Source organism: Parabacteroides sp. AF17-28 (assembly GCF_003479205.1).
In the GTDB taxonomy this organism is placed as follows: Bacteria; Bacteroidota; Bacteroidia; order Bacteroidales; family Tannerellaceae; genus Parabacteroides; species Parabacteroides acidifaciens.
In genome coordinates this window covers 360-21,630 of record NZ_QUGV01000043.1, presented here as the reverse complement: position 1 = coordinate 21,630, position 21,271 = coordinate 360, and the positions used below count along the sequence as shown (strand labels likewise).

The 21,271-nt window shown below is 46.0% G+C and carries 9 protein-coding genes and 1 tRNA gene; all 10 read right to left on the bottom strand.

The genetic code is table 11. The annotated features are described in order from the left end of the window. Positions 1-127: 127 nt before the first annotated feature. The 10 genes from DWW90_RS19710 to DWW90_RS19665 all read right to left on the bottom strand — a co-directional run bounded on the left by DWW90_RS19710 (position 128) and on the right by DWW90_RS19665 (position 20,340). A tRNA-Leu gene (locus tag DWW90_RS19710) sits at positions 128-209 on the bottom strand. A gap of 29 nt (positions 210-238) precedes the next feature. Next, the gene (locus tag DWW90_RS19705) at positions 239-1,300 is read right to left on the bottom strand and encodes a S41 family peptidase (protein WP_115498581.1); all 1,062 of its coding nucleotides are present in this window, start codon (positions 1,298-1,300) and stop codon (positions 239-241) included. An 18-nt stretch (positions 1,301-1,318) separates the two neighbouring features. Beyond that, positions 1,319-2,182, bottom strand: a complete 864-nt coding sequence (locus DWW90_RS19700) for a DUF3316 domain-containing protein (protein ID WP_115498582.1) — start codon at positions 2,180-2,182, stop codon at positions 1,319-1,321. A 7-nt stretch (positions 2,183-2,189) separates the two neighbouring features. Then, the gene (locus DWW90_RS19695; RefSeq protein ID WP_353890098.1) at positions 2,190-4,808 is read right to left on the bottom strand and encodes a DNA gyrase/topoisomerase IV subunit A; all 2,619 of its coding nucleotides are present in this window, start codon (positions 4,806-4,808) and stop codon (positions 2,190-2,192) included. A gap of 315 nt (positions 4,809-5,123) precedes the next feature. After that, positions 5,124-6,311 (bottom strand): glycoside hydrolase family 88 protein, encoded by a 1,188-nt coding sequence (locus DWW90_RS19690; RefSeq protein ID WP_233547838.1) that lies wholly within the window; start codon positions 6,309-6,311, stop codon positions 5,124-5,126. 54 nt (positions 6,312-6,365) lie between these two features. Beyond that, positions 6,366-8,186, bottom strand: a complete 1,821-nt coding sequence (locus tag DWW90_RS19685) for a heparinase II/III family protein (protein ID WP_122346196.1) — start codon at positions 8,184-8,186, stop codon at positions 6,366-6,368. A gap of 30 nt (positions 8,187-8,216) precedes the next feature. Next, entirely contained in the window at positions 8,217-9,956 is a 1,740-nt protein-coding gene (locus DWW90_RS19680; protein ID WP_122346195.1) for a RagB/SusD family nutrient uptake outer membrane protein, read from the bottom strand. A 12-nt stretch (positions 9,957-9,968) separates the two neighbouring features. After that, on the bottom strand, positions 9,969-13,115 hold the full coding sequence (locus DWW90_RS19675) for a TonB-dependent receptor (RefSeq protein WP_122346194.1): 3,147 nt from the start codon (positions 13,113-13,115) through the stop codon (positions 9,969-9,971). 162 nt (positions 13,116-13,277) lie between these two features. Next, positions 13,278-17,279, bottom strand: a complete 4,002-nt coding sequence (locus DWW90_RS19670; protein WP_122346193.1) for an ATP-binding protein — start codon at positions 17,277-17,279, stop codon at positions 13,278-13,280. 121 nt (positions 17,280-17,400) lie between these two features. Beyond that, positions 17,401-20,340 carry a DEAD/DEAH box helicase gene (locus tag DWW90_RS19665; RefSeq protein WP_122346192.1) on the bottom strand — a complete coding sequence of 980 codons (2,940 nt, stop codon included), beginning with the start codon at positions 20,338-20,340 and terminating at the stop codon, positions 17,401-17,403. Between the last annotated feature and the right edge of the window lie 931 nt (positions 20,341-21,271).

The window sequence follows — 21,271 nt, the reverse complement described above, 5'->3', positions numbered from 1 at the left end:
AGATATTCCAAGAAAGTTAATGAAGTTCCCCCCAAGAAATATCGGGTGAGCCAAGAAATGAACTGCCGCCGGACCTATAAAACAAAAAGAGCCTGCTCCAACGGAACAAGCTCTTTTTGTTTTTTCGTGCGCCTGATAGGACTCGAACCTACACGTCTCTCGACACCAGATCCTAAGTCTGGCGTGGCTACCAATTACACCACAGGCGCGTTGCGAGTGCAAAGGTAAATAAAATATGCTAATATGCAAGGCCTGCGGAAGAGATTTTACTTTTTGAAGCCGCTTCTATCGAATCGGCCTTTGCCAACAACAGTTCGATCGCTCTATCTATGATCGTATCACGTCCCTTCATTATGTCTTCTCCTGTAATTGAGACTTTGACATCCGGATCGATGCCGAACTCCGTGTGCTGCTTATTGACATCGAGCACCGGACATGCCGAGAAGCGAACACTCCACCCGTTCGGCAGTTCCGAACTGAAAGGCAGGCCGCTTCCCCCTCCCGTACGGTCACCCATGATCGTAACCTGCGGCAAGAGGCGCATCACATTCACAAAATCGTTCGTCGCACTGTAAGAATGGCGGTTCGTCAGGACAATAACCGGACGTGGCCAGCGGAGACGGTCTGAAGGAGACAGATAGACCGGGTTCGGCTCGGTGAAATCGTTATGCCCGTTGCCTTTCTTGTACTGCGTATAGCAAGTCAGCATCTTTTCTTCCAGGAAACGGGAAGCGATACGGTCGGAAAAGGTCATCGAGCCACCGCCATTATCACGCACATCGAAGATCAACCCCTTGCATTCCTTGAAATGCATGAACATATAATCCAGGTTATTCTCGCCGACACCACTCGAGAAACTACCGTAATAGACATAGCCGATCTGATCGTCCGCCAGACGTTTATATTTCATGCCGCCGGCAATCTTGTAGTCAGTACCGAGATAGTTGTCTTGTATTTCCTTGTAGTAGTTGGCCGGATAATCTTCGTACCAAGCCCAGTAGCGGGACATATCAAAAGAAGAAATCAAGTTGGTATGTCCGTCTTTCACTTCCGCCAACATCTTGCCGAGGACATCAAACAGCTCATACTGGTTCATCGTATCCTTGACAAGCAGGCTGTAACGATCGTGCACCTCGTCCCAATCCACTTTCTTATACTCAAAAAAGCAGTAGTTTTCGTCCATAATCCGCCAGAGCGCTTCGAAGTTGTCGCGGGGAGACGAGTTGTATTTCGTCGCTTCCTCACATCCTGAAAACAGGATGCAGAAAAGAAGTAGATAATATGTAATGCTTGTTTTCATCTTCATCATTCAAACAGTTCAATAGTAAGCACTACTGTATCGGTGTGCATTACTCTTCAAACGCTTACCACCGAAAGAAACAAATTCCTTTACAAACCCGATCATGAACGAGTTGGAGAGAACATGCGTCTTGATGCTGTTCACATCCGTCCGGTACATACTGTTCAGATAGCCGACGCGGAGCGTAAAGTTCGACACCGGTATGTCGAGCGTGAAATAGTTTTTCATCGCAAACTTATTGTGGAACGAACTGAACCGTACGATCCCGTCCGAGCCTCCCTGCGTCAGGAAATAATAAGGTTCGCCTTTGTGCACCGAGAAAAGGACACCGGCAAACGGTATCTCCGCCTGATAGCGGAAAGTAAGCGGAAACTCCTTGATCTTAAAGTTATAAATCGCCATTGCCGACAGATTCAGATCAAAGTCCCCCTTCCCTGAAACCGGATTATTGCTGTTGCGCGTGTTATAGATGAAACCACCCGAAAGACGGGCGGAAGCACCGGTCAGCACCTTCAGTCCCGGCAACAGGTTCGTAAAGCGGTAATGATAGCCGAGGCTGTAATCCACAAACCCGGCATATTCGTTCGCCGTCTCCGCACCATTGCGGGTAGAACCGAACTCGACGTTGATAAGCTGCTGGCGGGAAATCTTATAATCTGCCAACCGGACTACCTTCATCCGTTCGTTGAGGATACGCGCCACCCAACCGGTATAGTTGATGTCCGTACTGGGTGAAAGGTACGTGTCCCGCAAATTGTAACCACCGATACCAACCATCGTACTCTCGTTGATCGAGCGGGGTACTTCTTCTTCATCCGACTGCGCCACGAGAGGCAAAGCCATCCAAAGAAACAGGAACATCAGACAGGCAGTCTTTTTCATACGCACACTATTCATCAAAAAGTTTCATTTGTCCGGTAATCTCATCGATGATATCCGAATTGCTTTTATCGGCATCAGGATCAAGATCCGTATCATCATCGCCTTCGTTCTTTTCCTGCTGCGGTTGCGCTACGGGGGCAAAGCGGACAGGATCGAGTTCGTTGATCGTCTCGATATCGAAGGTCGAGAGGCGTTTTCCTTTGGCTTTGAATCCTTTCACGGCGATAAACTCTTCCGCATCCAATACCAGCGGTTCACGGAAAGAGTCGTGTCCGCCGAATACCACTTCGATACGCGGATAGGCCTCGTCGGTCAGCAACACCAGGCGGCTTTTCGGATTTTCACCTAAGAAATTCTGCTTACGGCTTCCGGCCTCAAGCTGGAAACGTTTCAGATAGAAGTACTTCTGGTCGGCATCGTAAAGAGCAGCCGTCCAGATTTTGTTGGCATCAAACTTTTCGATATTCAAGATATTAGCCTCGTAATGATTGCTTAACTCGAAGTTCGTCGTATAGAAATCACCGTTCGGAAGAATCACTAAGATCAGGTCGTCACTCTGGAATTCACCCAGTTCCTCGCCTCTTCCGTCGTAGTTCAACCGCAGCACATCCCGGTCGAACCAGACCATACGGCCACCCAGCGTAGAGCTGCCTTTCTGCTTCAGGCTGATCTTATGTATCTCGGCTCTCGTCAGGATATTCCCAATCGAGCCGCGTCCCTTAATGACCACCTCGCTGAAATCCTTTTCGAACACCAGCAATCTCTGGCGGGGTTTCGGTTTCAGGATCACCTTCACCGTCTCGGCTTCACCATTGGCATTGGCACTGAAATACAGGATACGGGACTCTTTCGTTCCCTTTGTTATATCGTATTCCCTGTCACGCGTCACACCTGTTACGGCAAAACGCTTGATATAGTTGCAACCGATTTGTCCGTCTCGGTAGATTCCGTCGCGATAGATCACGTTGTATATCGTCCGGTTATCATTCCGCTTGAAGACATTCAGGTAGAGCAGGTCTTTCCCGATAAACATCTTTTCGCTCACCCGCACGATCTTGTAGGTCCCGTTGCGGTAGAAAAGGATGATATCGTCGATATCGGAACAGTTGCAGACATATTCGTCTTTCTTGAGACTTGTCCCGATAAAGCCTTCGGCGCGGTTGATATAGAGTTTCTCGTTGGCCTCCACCACTTTGGTCGCTTCGATCGTATCGAAGTTGCGCACTTCGGTCATACGCGGATAGTTCTTTCCGTACTTTTCTTTCAGCATCATGAACCAGTCGACCGTATAATCCACGATATGCGCCAGACGGTCTTCGATCTTCGCAATCTCTTCCTTATACTGGGCGATGGTCGCATTACATTTGTCCGTGTTGAACTTCAGGATACGACCCATCTTGATCTCCATCAGTTTCAGGATATCGTCGCGGGTCACCTCGCGGATAAACTGCGGCTTGAACGGTTCGAGCCGTTTGTCGATGTGGGCGACTGCCTCATCCATATCTTTCGACTCTTCAAACTCCTTATCCTTATAGATACGTTCTTCGATGAATATCTTTTCAAGGGAGGCGAAGAAGAGCGATTCTTCCAGTTCGCCTTTCTGGATTTCCAGTTCGGTACGAAGCAGATGCAGCGTGTCGTCCGTCGAATGTTTCAGCACGTCGCTTACCGTGAGGAAGTGCGGCTTGTTGTCCATGATGACACAGCAGTTAGGCGAAATACTGATCTCACAGTCCGTAAAGGCGTACAGGGCATCGATCGTCTTATCGGATGACACGCCCGGAGCGAGATGCACCAGGATTTCTACATTGCGGGCCGTATTATCGTCCACCTTCTTGATCTTGATCTTTCCCTTATCGTTCGCTTTCAGGATAGATTCAATCAGGGTAGACGTTGTTTTTCCATAAGGGATTTCACTGATAACAAGCGTCTTGTTGTCTAACTTCGTAATCTTGGCACGCACTTTTACGGAGCCGCCCCGTTCGCCGTCGTTGTATTTCGTTACATCTATGTAACCGCCGGTTTGGAAATCGGGATATAACGTAAACTCTTCCCCCCGCAGGTAAGCGATGGAAGCGTCCAGCAATTCGTTGAAGTTATGCGGTAATATTTTGGAAGAAAGACCGACAGCAATACCTTCCACACCCTGTGCCAGCAGCAGCGGGAACTTGACCGGAAGCGTCACCGGCTCCCTGTTTCGTCCGTCGTAAGAAAGCTGCCAGAGGGTTGTTTTCGGATTAAAGACCGTTTCGAGTGCAAACTTCGACAAACGTGCCTCGATGTAACGGGGAGCGGCCGCACCGTCACCGGTGAGAATATTACCCCAGTTTCCCTGGCAGTCGATCAAGAGATCCTTTTGTCCAAGCTGCACCAATGCATCGCCAATGGAGGCATCGCCATGCGGGTGGAACTGCATGGTGTGTCCGACGATATTCGCTACCTTGTTGTAACGTCCGTCGTCCAAACGTTTCATGGAATGCAGGATTCGTCGCTGAACGGGTTTCAATCCGTCATTGATATGCGGAACGGCACGTTCCAGGATCACATAGGAGGCATAATCGAGGAACCAATCCTGATACATGCCTGATAAATGATAAGATACGCGGCTTTCCGACTTTCCCGGTATCTTATATTCCGAATGTGTTTCCTGACTTGCCTCCGCCTCCACCGTTTCATCGGTATTTCCTTCAGCAGCCGGTTGTCCTTCCGTATCTTTTATTTCTTCGCTTTCGTCCTGTTCAGTAATATCTTCTGGTCTCATATATATCTATCCAAATTCATTGCATCATCCCGGGGCCTTATAGCAATCGCTTATAAGCCATAATAGGCTGTAAATATACAAAATATTGCTGAAATAATAAAATAGGAGAAATTCCATTCCATACGGACCTACCTACACTTGCAGGGCAAACCGTTTTTGCAGATGTAATTAAAAGATGGCTCAGAACGCCTTTTGTTCGATATCCCGTTTCCGCTTCAAAGCCTCCAGGAAGTAATAGTCGGCATAATTCAATGGAACATCTATTTCTCCATTATGCGGAATACTTCCAACACAATGCATCAACAGGAAATTCCCGTTCGTACCCAATTTAGCCCGGTAAGCCGGAGAAGCGAGGCTTTTCATAATCCGGTCGGCATACGTCTTATAGGTCTGCGGATCGGGCACATCCATTGTACTGATTTCATACAAAGCAGAAGCGATACAAGCGGCAGCCGAAGCATCCCGGTAATCGTCCGGTATATCAGGGGCATCCATATCCCAATAGAAAACAAGGTCTTCCGGCGTATTCTTATGATTAAACATGAAGCGGATCGCTTTTAAAGCCAGATCAAGATATTTCCGGTCACCTGTTTCCCGGTAGCAAAGTGTCAGACCGTAAATCCCCCAAGCCTGCCCACGACTCCAAGCCGATTCATGCGCATATCCCTGTGCCGTATGGCGGTTGCGCACGGAACCGTCTTCCATACTGTAATCCACCACATGATAACAACTGCCATCCGGACGATACTGTTCCTTCATCGTCCGGTCGGCATGAGAAACGGCAACTTTATAGAAAGTCGAGTCGCCGGATAGCCGTGTTGCGGCAAACAACAGTTCCAGATTCATCATGTTATCGATGATCACCGGACATTCCCAACCCCGTTCGGAAATCCATCCTCTATCCACATTCCACGACTGGATAATCCCTGCTACCGGCCGGAAGCGGGTTGACAAAGAACGGGCCGCCTCAACAATCACCTCTTTGTAGTCCGGATCGCCCGTCAAACGTAAACCGTTCCCAAAACTGCAATAGATCATAAAGCCGACATCATGATTCCATTTGATGTTTTTGGCTTCTTCCACCGCTTTCGTGTACTTTTGAGCAATCGGCAATAAACTCTTGTCTCCTGTCAGTTCATATAAATACCAAACCGAGCCAGGAAAGAAACCGCTACGCCAGTCCGCCAGATTACAATAATAAACGGAACCATCAGGGTTTAGCGTAGTCGGATTCATAAACTTGCCGCTTGCTTCGATCAGTTCGATTTCTTTTCCTATCTGTTTACGGGCAAATTCGACATTCTCATCTACAAATCCACATCCTGTCCCTCCACAGGAAATCAACGTAACACTGAGTGCCATACCCATTAAATACTTTGTTTTCAACATATTTATATTCTTTATTTTAATGTAATTACACTTCTATTCTCCTGACAGAAGAACTTTGATTACCTGTATAGGGCTACCCGATACCGATGCCGACAAAACCGTATATCCCTCTATCGGTTTCTCTGCTTCCGTATCTCTTTTGGCCCTTTTAGCCATAAAAGAAGCATTGGCAGGAGAAATGATCTTTAAGAAAAAAGATTTACCGTCTTTCCGGAGAATCGCCGTATTCCCCTGACATTCAACATCCGCCGAAGTAATCGCAGACCATTGCACAGATTGCGACGGACGCTCCAGTCCAACACTGTCCGTAACCAATATGCGAGTATCATCGAGCATACGGAATGTCCGGTAGACAAAACGGCTCTGTCCGCCATAAGCAGTGCTCATATCCATTGTGACAAAAGGTTGGTTTACCTTATCGTCCTGCTCTTTGATTTCGCCGATCCCGGCGGAGTTTTGCAACTTATAGTCGATCGACAACGTATTGTGGCTGAAATTCGAATTTCTGAAATAGCTCCAACGCTGTCCGTCCGGCTTATAATCCCAGAATCCGGGTAAACTATAATTATCGGTCCCCAGATCGTCCGTCCACCTGATCCCATTTGTCTCCACAATAAAAGTACCGATATCCAATTGCTGGTGCGCCATATCGGGATCTCCGGTCTTGGCGATCAGATACAAGCTGTTAGGCGTATTCCGGTCTCCGTTGAACACGACAATATCATTAATACCTCTATAAACTTTCAGCTTCGGTAATACATCTGCAGACGAAGAGGCTGTATCATACCAGGGAATGGAAAGGAAATAAAATCTGAAATAATTTCCTCCTTGTACCGTCTTCGACAAGACATTCCGATAAAAAGCCGCCGCTTCCGGCTGATTAAAAGCCTGACTGAAATAAAAGTAGATAGGTTCTGCCGCCGGGGCCGTACTACCGGAATTGGCAAAATTGAATATCTTACCGGAAGGACTCGTACTATGCATATAATACAAGACACTTTTATCCACTCCCTCCATTTCCGACAAGCCGAAATCCTCTCCAAAATTATCATTCAAGGCTTTCAGCAAAAGGGACAAATACATGTTCGTATATCCCCAATAGGCAGGCCCCTCGTAGCAAACACCATCCGGTGCGAAATGCTTCAGGCAGTTCGGAACGTACTTTACCGCCTCTCCGATGATATGCCTGGCCAGTTCCGGTTCCTGTTCTTCAATAGCCAAAGCGCCTAATACCATTCCGGTATTGCATACGACATTCCAGTTCGTTTCTCGCTTCGCCCAAGAATCAGCATTCCCGGTTTTATATTCTTCTACAACAATGTCTAACGCTTTTGTTTTAATCGAATGGACTACTAACTGCCTGGTCGAAGGAGTCAGCACATCATATAGCCAGTCGTAACCGATGGCAACTGCCGTTGTCATTTCCGCCACATCCAGATAGTGAACAGGATCCCAGTCCTTATAATTGCAAACATTGATCAACTCTTTCTCTGCTTTTTCAGCAAACCGTTTGTCACCACTAAGCCTGTAAGCCAAAGACAGGTTAACCATTCGATAGACCTGTTCACGGCTGATAGACAATATGTCTTTCGTATTTTTTATTTTCTCTCGGGGATCTTCCTGGAGAGGGACTGTCAATAAACGCTCCGCCTCTTTCATCAAACTAACGTATAAGCTGTCTAATAGAGGTTCCATGCCTAACAAATCCCGGACCTTCTGTTCTTCCTGCTGGCAGAAAAGCAGCCTCGGATGTTGGCGCAACCCCTTTTCAAGTTGCCGGACAGAATGATTCTGCCCCTCCACCGCAGAAAAGAACAAAAGGGAAAATAAACCCAATAAATTAATCAATCTCATAAACACATAAGTTAAAGGGATTCAAGAAACTTACCACCCCGGATTTTGTGTCAACGCCTCATTCCGTTCCCGTTCTACACCTGGTATAGGCCAAAGCATATCACGTTCAGTAAATAGATGAGTATAAATCAGTTCACCATAAATATTGACGGCATCGACATTATCAAGCGCTTTGCGGGCAACCTCATATCCCCAACGGCGCAAGTCGCTGAAGCGAAGTCCTTCTCCGGCAAACTCTACAGCGCGTTCTTTGCGGATTCGTTCAGCCATCTGCTCCTTGTTACTGACAGCCATCCACGCGGGACCGGAGTTCAAACCCGGCATATCGACACGGGCACGGACTTTATTGAATTCGGTCACAGCTTTGTCCAACTGCCCCGCCTCATTATAGGCCTCCGAAAGCATCAAGAGGACATCGGCAAAACGGATCAAGGGGAAAGCGAACGGCGTATGCAGACGATTACTGATCGCACCGCCCTGGTCTCCTTCAGTCACGAATTTCCGATAGAGATAAGAGACCCAACCTGCATTGTTCTGAAGTGTACCACCATTAGCATTCCCCGACAGATTGTGATCCAGGGCAAAGATCAGATCGACATTGGTTGTCCGGCCAATGTTTCCCATATAGTGGGAATAAGGGACGATCACGGTAGCCATCAGACGTGGATCGCGGCAAGTATAAGCGCTCAGTATCTTAGCGGTATCTGCCTCACGAATACCTACGACAGTCCCTGATCCATCCATCTCAACGCTGAGAAGATCTTTGCGCTCATCGGGTGTCATAGTGTTATAGCCGGGGAAGACCTCGTCCCAATCGAATGGACGGCCATCCTTGAATTCATACATATCCACCAATTGCGTAGAGGGAACCGTATTATTCCAACAACTTCCGTAAGCACTACGACAACCCATCAAGGCCTGTATCTGCATACCATACTCCGTACCGACACCACTCTTGTTCTGGATTGAAAAGACTGTTTCCGGGCTTTTCGCTCCGTTATAAAGTTTGAAGACACGGGCATAATCGTCATCGAGGGCATACCCATAATTATCGGATTTGTTATAGACGATCTCCTCGAAATCGTTGATAGCTGATTGCCACTCCTTGTCATAAAGATGCACCTTACCACGCAGGGCGTAGGCAGCACCTTTGGTGGCACGCCCATATTCGCTGGCAGCATGATTGACGGGAAGATACTTGATCGCCTCATCCAGGTCCTCCAGAATATGGGCACGTACCTCTTCAAGACTACTTCTCGGCCTCTTCAAGTTCATAAACTCTTCATTGACGTTGGTCGACTCGTCATAATAAGGTACACCACCGAAAAGGTCGGTTAAGGTGAAATAGAACACCGCACGGAGAAACTTGGCTTCCGCCACGTACACATTGATCTGTTCTTCGGAGATAATGCCGTTCATTCCCCTTACCGAACGGATAAAGGTGTTGGCACGATGTATGCCGTCATAATAGGTTTGCCAATGAGCCTGAATCGTTCCGTCACGGTCAGTATAGGTCGCCAAATACATCATATAATAGTTATATCCGTAGGCTATATCTCCCAAATGGTCGAAACAGAACTGGTAGCCATATGCCTCGTTCAGGCGCAACATGCCGTAGATACCCATCAACCCCTGGTGGGCATGTTCATCGGTTTTATAGAATGTCCCTTCGTTAACCTTATCTCCCGGATAGGTCTCCAAATCATAGCAACCGGTGAATGTAATAACGGAGAAAAGTGTTGCAGTCAAATATATTATAATCTTTTTCATGTCTTCAACTAATTAAAATGTAAGGTTCAAACCAAATGTCGTTAATCGCATAGTCGGATATTTCGTTCCCGACACTTCAGGATCCAATCCCTTATATCCTGTAAAGGTTAAGGCATTGTCGATGCTGACATATAAACGGAAGTTCTCAATCAGGAGCTTTTGAGAGAGGCGTTTCGGCACCGTATATCCCAACTGAACGTTCTTCACCCTCAAATAAGACTTATCCTGTATCCAGAAATCGCTTGCCACGCGATTCCGGCCGTCCGTATAGTTCAGGAGGCGCGGATAGGTTGCATCCGTACGGCCCGGATACCAGCGTCCGTCTGCAATAGTCTTGTTGATCTGGTTACCCCGGCGTACCTGCGGCCAATAGCTGGCACCGTCCAATCCGCTCCAGTAGGTTTTCAATCCGGTAGCACCTTGCAAGATACAAGTGAAATCCCACCCTTTCCAGTTAGCACCGAAATTAAAGCCGAAAGTGAACGTCGGGTTAGTACCGTTTCCGACTTTGATCTTATCGTCATCCGTGATACATCCATCCCCGTCGATGTCTTTATATAGAAAATCTCCATATTCCGGCTTCTTGTATTGTTTAAAAGCATCCGGATTGTTGGCTTCCATAGCTTCCACGATTGCCATATCTTCTTTCGTTTGGACGATCCGGTCTACAGAAAGCACATATTGTACATTGATCGGCTCTCCTTCAAGAATCATATTGGTACCATTAAGAGCCATTTCTTCTCCTTTAAATTTCGTCACTTTGTTTTTGACGTATGAGAAATTTCCTCCGATGAAGTAATTGACAGCTCCAACTTTATCATTCCAATTCAAACTTAGTTCAACACCCCGGTTACGGACTTCGGCCGCGTTGGATTTGGGAACGGTGGCATTACCATGTACCAATGGCGCCGGCAATTCGATCAGAATCCCTTTGGTCTTTTTGACAAAAGCATCGACGGTCCCGCTCAATTTAGAGAATAAAGCGAAATCCACACCAAAATTCGTGATATAAGAAGTTTCCCAAGTCAATGCTGCATTCGAAAGCGCGCGTTGTGCCATACCGATCTGCAAAGCGTCATTCAGAACATAATTAGATGCTTGGTAATACATCTGGTAGTCATAATTACCCACAGCATTGTTTCCCAAAGAACCATACGAAGCACGGAGTTTTAACTGGTTAAGCCATGAAATATCTTTCATGAAAGCTTCCTGTTCCATGCGCCAACCTAACGAAAAAGAGGGGAAATAGCCCCAACGGTACTTCTTTGCAAAACGGGAAGAGGCATCAGCACGAAGATTGGCTTCCAACAGATATTTCTCATTCCAGTTCAGATTGATTCGCCCGAAGAATGAACGCATAGACCAATCGGAGTAGGTTCCTGTTGCCGTAGCGTTGGCAGTGGCGGCATTTAACTCCGTTAATTCCGAAGAGGTCAACTTTTCTCTGGAAGCTTCAAACCAATTATTACGGTAGGATTCCTGGCTGGCACCAACTGTCGCTTGGATATTCAGCCGGTTGATACTGGTTTCATATTTAATCAATCCGTCCATGTTGTTGCGAACAGTCTTATTATTACGGTTGATTACCTTCGTAACTCCGGTTCCGGCAATCTGTAGCGTATTGTCATACAAATTCCACAGATCATGGAAGACAGGCTGTTGATACAGGAACTGGTCGGAAAAAGCGTAGGTATAAGACCCCTCGATCGTCAGCCCCTTCAACGGCCTCAACTGAGCATAAAAGCGGGAAACGATATTATTGGTTGTACGGTTTCCTTTGACGTCGTTCAACATCTTCAAGACATTGTTGGAACTACTCTGCGGGTCATCTTCCGGATTATTTACACCACCATACCGGCCATCAGGCGCTTGATAACAAATACCTGGCGTAGTGGCTTGCATATAAGTATAGAAATTATCATTCGATTCGGTCTTCAACAGCCCTAACTCTTCTTTTCCCCGAATCCCATAGGCATTGACACCGATCGTGAACCAATCTTTGACTTCTGCATCCAAATTGACACGGGCACTGTAACGTTCGTACCCGGAATTTTCCATGACACCCGGGTTGTTCATATAATTGCCGGAAATATAATAATGGATCTTGTCAGAACCTCCATTGATATTGATCGTATGGTTTTGCATCCATCCGGTCTGGAAAAGAGCATCCTGCCAGTCGGAGTTCGGATATTTGACAGGATCGCTGTCACCGGCAGCCCGCCACTCGTCGATTTTCTCTTGGCTGAAAATAGCGGGAAGGTCACTATTGAGTTGTCCTTCGTTATACAGTTCCATATAATCGGCATAATTGGAGACCAAGTCGATACGGTGCGCCACTTTCTGCATGGTGACGTAGCCGTTATAAGATATTTTTGCTTCACCTGATTTTCCCTTACGGGTAGTGATCAAAATAACACCGTTAGCGGCACGGGATCCATAAATGGCTGACGAAGCCGCATCTTTCAATACCGAGATGCTTTCAACATCCAGCGGGTTGATGTTGTTCATGCTGGCTTCCACTCCGTCGATGATCACCAACGGATTGGAATCATTCAGTGTTCCCTGGCCGCGTACACGGATCGTCGCACCATCATTACCCGGCCGACCTCCACTGCCGGCTGTGACAGAAACACCCGCCGCCATACCGGCAAGCCCGGCAGAAAGAGATGTGATCGGACGGCTATCCACCATTTTGCTCATGTCTACTGAAGCGACCGAACCGGTCATATTCACCTTTTTCTGCGTTCCGTATCCAACGACAACCACCTCGTCCAATGCTTGGAAATCTTCTTTTAACAAAACCGAGACCACACTCTTGCCATTCACCGGTATCGTTTGATCCACATAACCAATATAGGAAATGGTCAATATGGCATCCGGAGATACCTGCAAAGAGAAACGGCCTTCCATATCCGTAACCGTTCCGTTTGTAGTCCCCTTTTCCACAACATTCGCCCCGATTACCGGACCGAGTACGTCTTTAACTGTTCCCGTAATTGTCACTTTCGATTGCTGAGATGACGTCATCACGTGTTTTTCCGCTGTACCCTCCCCGGCACTAACCGGATTGGCCTGGGTAACTCCTGTTGACAAGAATAGTGTGGCTACTCCTGCAAACATCATTTTCCTAAAGAAAGGAATGTTTAAATCATTCATCATAAATAGTAGATTTAGATTAATAAATTTTGCTAATCTCTGGAGGCAAATGTAGCGGGACATAAAAAAGCGGACCTATACAGAGCGTCCGTTTCTTATGCACACACAGTCCAAATAGAAGAATTAACTGTTTGAATATAAACGCTTAGCGAATAACACCTATTCTTAACTGTCTTTTTTCCGGAATTGGGCAGGTGAAATTCCGAATTTCGCTTTAAAGCAACGGCTGAAATATACGGTAGAGACAAATCCAAGTTGATCCGAGATTTCGCTTACCAACATATCCGGCCGTTCCCGCAACAAAGTTGCCGCACGTTTAATACGTTGATTTTGTATAAACTCACTTGGCGTCATGCCGGTAAGGTTCTTGATTTTTGTAAAGAAAGAACTCCGCCCCATATTCAACTCCCTGGCAAGAACATTTACATCAAAATCCGGTTCTCCCATACATTTATCAACAACCTCAACGAGATGGTTCAATAGCTCTTGATCCAAGGAAGTGGAAGCCAACAACTGTACATCAAAATCGACCTGCTTGGTCAATCTGGATTTCAGCAACAGACGGTTCCGGATCAAGTTATTACAACGCATCAATAAAACTTTTGCGTGGAAAGGCTTACTGATATAATCATCCGCCCCCTGCTGAAGCCCTTCTATATTATACTCGACCGAATCAAGAGCGGTCAACAAGACAACAGGAATATGGCAGAGATCGATATTATTCTTGATCTTCATACACATCTCCATACCGCTCATCAGGGGCATCATAACGTCACTGACCACCAGGTCCGGCTTTTCTTCATTTGCCATCTGCAACCCTTCTTTCCCGTTCCGGGCTAATATTACCTGATAAAACGGAATAAACAATGTATTTAATATCTGTAACAACTCCTCATTATCTTCAACGATCAAAACCTTATAAGAACCAGACTTCAAGTCAGGGAAAGCATTGTTTATTTCTTCATATTCTTCCGGAGAAATAGAGTCCGGCAATGATTCTCCCTTTATCACAGGCTCCTCCACACTTTCCAAAAGAATCGTGCTTTTATCATTTTCAAAATGCGATCTTCCCTTTAATAACGTAATTGTAAAAATCGTTCCATACCCTAATTGACTTTGCACCGTAATATCTCCATGATGAAGATTGACTATATTTTTGCTTAATGCCAGTCCGAGTCCAGTACCCGGATTGGAATTGGAAAGCTGCTTTCCGTTTTCCGCCTGATAGAAACGATCAAAAATATGAGACACATCCTCAGCCGAAAGACCGATACCCGTATCGATCACTTTAATCTTAACATCATTATCATTTGAAGAGATATACAGTTCAACAACTCCTCCGGGTTTCGTATATTTAAAAGCATTGGATAAAAGATTATAAAACACTTTCTGCAATTGATTCGAATCAAACCATAACAGAATGTCATCCTCTTCTGTGTTGAAATTAAATGTAATTGTCTGTTGAGCAGACAATTCACAATAAGACAGATAAATATCCTTCAAGAAAGGAATCAGGTTCTGTTCACATACATGCAACGAAACATAGTTCTGCTCCAACTTCCGGAACTCCAACAGTTCGGAAATCATATTCCGCATCCGGTTTGCATTTTTACTGATTTTGATAATCCGGTTATACAAAGTCGGAGGGAGTGAAGAACTTTGGAAAAGCATATCTATCTGACTGATAATAAGCGTAAGCGGAGTCCTGAATTCATGGCTGATGTTGGTAAAGAAACGCAATTTCGCCTGATTCAGTTCTTCATTACGTTCTTTTTCCTCCCTTTCTTTTTGAAGAGATAAAGCCAACTTCCGCCGTGCATTTACAGTTCGTACAGTCAAATAAGTAATTGTAAAAGTTGTCAGGACATACAAAGCCCATGCCCACCCCGTATTATACCAAGGCTGGGCAATCCGGATATCTAAAGATATTTCACGCCTGTTCATCAAATGTTGAGACAGATTTTTTTCACGAACCTGTAACGTATATTTTCCAGGGTCCAAATTCGTATAATAAATACTTGAAGACGAAGAAGAAACCCAATCTTTATCAAATCCGATCAATTTATACTGATAATCATTATTCTTCTGAATATCAATATAGTTTGTAGTAGCAAAATTTATAATCAAGTTGTTTTGCCCATGATTCAGATGAATAGACTCACTAAACGGAAATGCCTCTTTCAGGATGTCGCCCGAAACCGCCCCCGGATATATTCTTTTATTATGAATATACAGTTCTGAAAAATATAAAGAATAATTTTTTTCTTTCTTATCCAAATCTTCCTGGTAAAAAGAAGTAAGCCCGTCATTGCCTCCAACAAACAGTTCATTATTCCGGCACACCAAAATACCACATCCATCCGCAATAGAAGTGATAGGCAGGTTTGCCCCCAATGTGGCAAACCTTGCCTTCCCGTTGGAAGGATTCAGAAATGTAACCCCTTTATCACTGGTAACCAAAAGTTCTCCGGAATTTGTTTCTGCAACATTGTAACAATAATTGCTCAATAGATGTCCACTTCCTTGCGAATAATGGATAAACGAATCAGCCTGTTTGTCGTACCGGTATAAACCGCCTCCCAAAACAACACAATAGATATTTCCATCATGGGTTGTTATAATCCGTTTGGGCTCAAACTGGATACCATATCGAGGGAGAGCATAATTTTTCTGATTATCAGGATTTGCCAGCTCCATGCGGATAAGTGACGTACCAATCAGAATCCATATATTTTCTTCTTTATCAATTGTAAAACTTTGGGCATTCCTGCATAACCATTTGAATTTATCCGTATCGAGATCCATCACAAACGTCCCGTTCATCGCACTTACATACAGTTTATCGTTATGAATCATCGTATGGAAAATAATGCCGTCCGGTTTCATATCTCCTTCTTCATAATCATTCAGGTAATTATGAAAAAGACCGGTTCTTATATCATATCTGGAAAGCCCTCCATGATGTGTCCCGATATACAGCCTGTGCCGCTTTTCATCGTATGCAATACTTTTCAAATTATTCTGTAATACGGAATTAGGATGACCGGCTGTGAAATATTTGAAAGTCCGTGTTTTACGATCCATAAAATTCAGGCCTCCCCCTTCCGTACATATCCAGATATTTCCATCTTTATCTTCAGCTAAATGCCCGACAAATGAATAATTCAGGCATTCTTTCCGTAAAGGATTATCTGTATAATGAGCAAATATTTCCCTCTCCGGGTTGAAATAGTTTACACCTCCATAATAAGTGCCCACCCATATTGTCTCCTGCGCATCTATAAAGACTGAAAATACGGAAGAATGTGACAAACTACCCGGCAAATGGTCCCGTTGATATACTGTAAACTGATCCGTATAGGGATTATATTTATGCAATCCCATGAACGTTCCGAACCAGATATTGCCAAACCGGTCTTCGGCAAAACCCCTTATCTGGCTGCTCTCCACATGATAAGGCGCCGGATTTGTATCCGAATACCAAGTTATTTTCTCATCCGGTGTTATCCTATACAGCCCTCCGGTACGGCAACCGGCCCATATCTCTCCCGTAGAACTTTCAAATAAACGATAGAACTCCGGTCCATCTATCAGGCAACGAACCTTTTTCCCCTCCTCAATTACATATAATCCTTCATACGTGCCTATCCAAATCTTCTTTTTTGCAATCTGGAGACAGGAAATATCCGGAATATTTTCTTTTATGCAAAGCTGTAAGCTATCTCCTTTGTCATCATATCGGCATATCATATTTTCATAGCCTGTCCATACATCCCCGTCTGAAGAAGTTACTGTTTTGGCTTTATAACTCCCAACCACATAAAACTTCTCTTCCCGGATATCATATCTTACCAAAGAATCACATGCCCTAAAGAATATATCCCCCTGCCTGTTACCTACAAGATGATCGCATTCGTGTCCAAGCAAAACATTTATAGAGCTTTCCGGATCTAAATTCTCCCAACCTTTATACACCCGCATCCGCTCCCCGTCATAGATGCTAACACCCTCACGTGTTCCAAACCACATTCGCCCCAACTGATCCTGATAAATAGACATAACGGAAACCTGCGACAAGCCGTCACTCATGCCGAGATGCTTAAAATAGACCGGATAGATGGCCTGGCGAATAAATAAAAAACACAAGAAAAGTAGTAGCTTTTTCATATTATTTGCACAAACTGGATAAAATAATCTTCTCGTATCTCCTTCACTATATCATGCGATGATATACGCAAAGATAGTGATATTTACATTATATCCAGATAATATTGTTTCATACTTTTTCCTATATCAACTCCTTCCACTCCTCGTCCGTCAACTGTTCCAACGGGTCGTTTTCGGTGATGAAGCGGTCGGACAGGGCGCTTTTGCGTTCTTGGAGCTGACGGATTTTCTCTTCTATCGTGCCGGATGTGATGAAACGGTAGACGAACACTTGTTTCTGCTGTCCGATACGATGTGCACGGCTTTCGGCCTGCATTTCGGCTGCCGGGTTCCACCAGGGGTCCAGGATGAATACATAATCGGCCTCCGTCAGGTTAAGTCCCACACCACCGGCTTTCAGGGAAATGAAGAAAGCGGAAACTTCGCGGTCGCGGGAGAAACGGGCAATCTCACTTTCCCGGTCGACAGTGCTTCCGGTCAGCAGGGCATATTTCCAGCCACGTGCCTCAAACTCGGCGGCAAACAATTTCAGATGCGTGACAAACGATGAGAATATCAAGACCTTATGCCCCTCGCTCAACAACGTTTCATAAGCCTCCAATACCTGCTCCATCTTCCCGGAACTTCCGGTGTATTCCGGCAGGATCATACCGGGATGGTTGGCAAGCTGGCGAAGGCGGGTGATACCATTCAGGGCAATAATCTTGTTTTTATGCCATTCCTCAAGCAAGGAATTACGCAAGGTGTTTTTCTCTTTCTTATAAAGTTCCTGCTGCTCTTCCGGCATATCGCAATAGACCACCTCTTCCATCAATGCAGGCAACTCGGGAGCAACCTGCTCTTTAGTGCGGCGCAGGAAAAACGGAGATATCAGCTGTTGCAACCGCTGCCGCGCACGCTCGTTGCCTTCTTTTACGATCGGGTTGACAAAACGGTTCCTAAAATCAGCCAATGTTCCCAATAGCCCGGGATTAATGAAGTTGAACTGCGCCCACAAGTCCTTCAGCGAATTTTCGATCGGAGTACCGGTCAGCACCAGCCGGTTATCGCATTTCAGGCGGATAACGGCATGATAAGACACCGAATCGGGGTTCTTGATGTTCTGGCTTTCATCCAGTATCACATATTTAAAGGTATAATTTTCAAGCAATTCAATATCCCGCCGCAAAAGGCCGTAGGTCGTCAGCACAACCGGATAGCGGTCGAACTTCTTCCACGGCTCCCGGCTCCGCTGCTCACCGGCATACTCATACACCCGCAACGAGCTAAAGCGCTGTATCTCCCTCTTCCAGTTCGGAAGCAGGGAGGCAGGCACCACAACCAACGAAGCCTGTACTTTTTCCGGCACAGCCGTACGGACTATAAAATCAGACTGCATCGCATCTCCCTCATCCCCAAAAAGGGAAAACTGCCCGAATTTATCAGCTATGGAAACCGGGGGAAGCGCTGTTTTCTCCACTTGGCGCACTTCAGGGGCCGACGGATCATACAGATGTTGCAGCAAAGTGATCGTCTGTAAAGTCTTGCCCAATCCCATATCGTCTGCCAGGCAACCGCCAAAACCATTCGCCGCCAAATGAGCCATCCATGTAAAACCTTCCCGCTGATAAGGGCGGAGCGCGGCGCGGATACGCGGCGGGACCGGAATATCTTCTCTTTTCACATATTCCCGCGAAACAGCCGGACCGGTATTTTCCCGTAAGCCGTCAACCAGTCCGAGATGCATCTTCCGGACACGCAGCTTCTCTTCCTGTTCGCTGCTAAAGCTGAAAAGATCGCCGTATTTCTCAAACCACTCTTCCGGCAACAAGGCTATTTTCCCGTCAGGCAATTTAAACAAACGGTCTCCTTCCATAATATGTTTCCGGAAACGGACAAACGGAAAAGTAAACTCCCCGATCTGCACGGTTATGCGTATCTCGAACCAGTCGGGCATATCCGCTATATCTTGTTTCAAAAGGATATCTCCCACATAATAGATATTGCCCGAACCGGAAATGTCCAATGCAAAATGAGACTCCAGCTCTTCTCTGTGTTCATGGAGCCATTCGACAAGCGCATACTCCGAAACACAACCGGAAGCGGCAAACTGCATATCTCCGACCTGCATAAAACCATAACCGGACAGCCGGTCGACACAGTCCTGCTCTTTATGCCGGTTCCGCTTAAAATAACGGATAACCGGCTTCCCCTCTTCTTCTTCCAGGCGGGGATAACAACGTTGCATCTCTTCCCCCGGAGAAAAATATTTATCGCCATAACAGAAACGCAGTTGCAAAAGCGGGCGGTCCAGAACGGAAGGTGTCACCGACAGCTCGGCCACACACGGGCGATACTCCACCACCATATCGAACCCCGAAGCACTCACCGGATAGCGCACCATCGTCGGCAATACGATTTTCTCCAAATACCTGCGGGTTTCGGAAGCCGGCACTTCCACAAAGGTCTTTTCCAGAAAAGGGTTCAATCGCGGCATCTCGATCCGTTTGAAAACAAGCAGATCGCGCCCCAAAACCAGGATAGCCGGGCGGGAGCATAAGACAAGAACCGGTTTCTTTTTCTGCAAAGTGACCAGGCGGTCCTCCATTTCGCAATTGACGGAATAGCGGAACACCCGCTCATCCAGCTCAAACCGGAAAAAGGCCTCTGCGAGGCTGTCGGACACAAAGACCCGGTGATGCTCGTAGAGGAGTTTTGTGGCTGTTTCCCTTATATACAAAGGAATGACCGACGCCCGGAGCAATTCGATAATTTCCCGTTGCTTCCGGTCGATATAAGTCCGCACCGGAGCCATCCGGGAAGGATCGGATAATTTCGCCAGGAAAGCATTGATCGTGCGTTCCTTCGAATAGATCTTCATCAGATTCTTTTCCTCGTAACACTGGGCCAGGGAAATGATCTTTTTCTCCGCCGCAGAGAGGCTGCTTTCCTGCGTGAAAGTTGCTTTTTCTTCCGCCTCGAGCACACCCGGCGAAACCTCTTTCGCCAGATACGGGACAAGGAGCGCCCCGAAAACGGGATGATTATTGATTGTAACTATTAGCTGGCGACCTTCGGACATATCTTTTACTTAAATCTTACAAAGATAAGGTTCTTTTGTTTATCCGGCAAACGTCACACTTTTCATTCACAGGATTAAATATGCCTATAAGAAAGCAATCATACCCGTACAGCAAGCGGGAGACGAGCATGGTATGGTTCTACCCGTGATAGAAATAGTCGGATCCGACGCCAATACCGTAGGGGGCTTATTGTATAAAACGCATTTTTCAGGCTCGAAAGGCATCCGAAACCAAACAAATGTTAATCCGCTTTTTCGACTTTTCCGAGCGTTTTCAACAATTACGACCGTCCTCTTTGCCATTACGACCGTGCTAATGTGTAGTGCACTCGGCACCTCGCGAAGATTAGCACGGTCGTAATGGCGATTTGGACGGTCGTAATTGGAAAGAGGACCGTCTTTAGGGCAAAAAAGCACCTGAATTTCCTTGCGATATTTGGAACGCCGTCCGTTTTATTTTCAAATATTCGATTCTCCGGGAGTTAAGGTTTATCACTTTGTAGGCGTTTCCGCCTTTCGGTAATCAAATTGTACGTCTTCCGAGACGGACTGCGCACCTCATTTTTTCTATTGTCATCCGATCAGCCTAAAACCGTGAAAAGAGTCAATCCAAAATGGATCAAAATTTCGGACGAAATAGAAAAACGCCCGAAACAGGGGGTTATTGTAATCTTCGGGTTTGCAGAAGGTTCAAAACTATCGGGTGAGAGAATATACTGGGGGAACGAAACGGCTCACCCGATATTTCTTGGGGGGAACTTCATTCACTTTCTTGGAATATCTATCGCTACTATAATAGGCTTGTACAGGCTTGGAAGTTGATACGAAAGCGAAGTTGTCACATCTGTATTTTGGTAAAAGCTGATAATATACCTGCATTTACGGTCTAAAAACCCCGAAAATTCAATATTTATAAAAATAGATTGTTTTT

Bases quoted from the DNA above. Each gene is read 5' to 3' on its own strand.
- DWW90_RS19705 (WP_115498581.1), bottom strand. From the start codon at position 1,300: ATGAAAACAAGCATTACATATTATCTACTTCTTTTCTGCATCCTGTTT.
- DWW90_RS19700 (WP_115498582.1), bottom strand. From the start codon at position 2,182: ATGAAAAAGACTGCCTGTCTGATGTTCCTGTTTCTTTGGATGGCTTTG.
- DWW90_RS19690 (WP_233547838.1), bottom strand. From the start codon at position 6,311: ATGGGTATGGCACTCAGTGTTACGTTGATTTCCTGTGGAGGGACAGGA.
- DWW90_RS19685 (WP_122346196.1), bottom strand. From the start codon at position 8,186: ATGAGATTGATTAATTTATTGGGTTTATTTTCCCTTTTGTTCTTTTCT.
- DWW90_RS19680 (WP_122346195.1), bottom strand. From the start codon at position 9,956: ATGAAAAAGATTATAATATATTTGACTGCAACACTTTTCTCCGTTATT.
- DWW90_RS19675 (WP_122346194.1), bottom strand. From the start codon at position 13,115: ATGATGAATGATTTAAACATTCCTTTCTTTAGGAAAATGATGTTTGCA.
- DWW90_RS19670 (WP_122346193.1), bottom strand. From the start codon at position 17,279: ATGAAAAAGCTACTACTTTTCTTGTGTTTTTTATTTATTCGCCAGGCC.
- DWW90_RS19665 (WP_122346192.1), bottom strand. From the start codon at position 20,340: ATGTCCGAAGGTCGCCAGCTAATAGTTACAATCAATAATCATCCCGTT.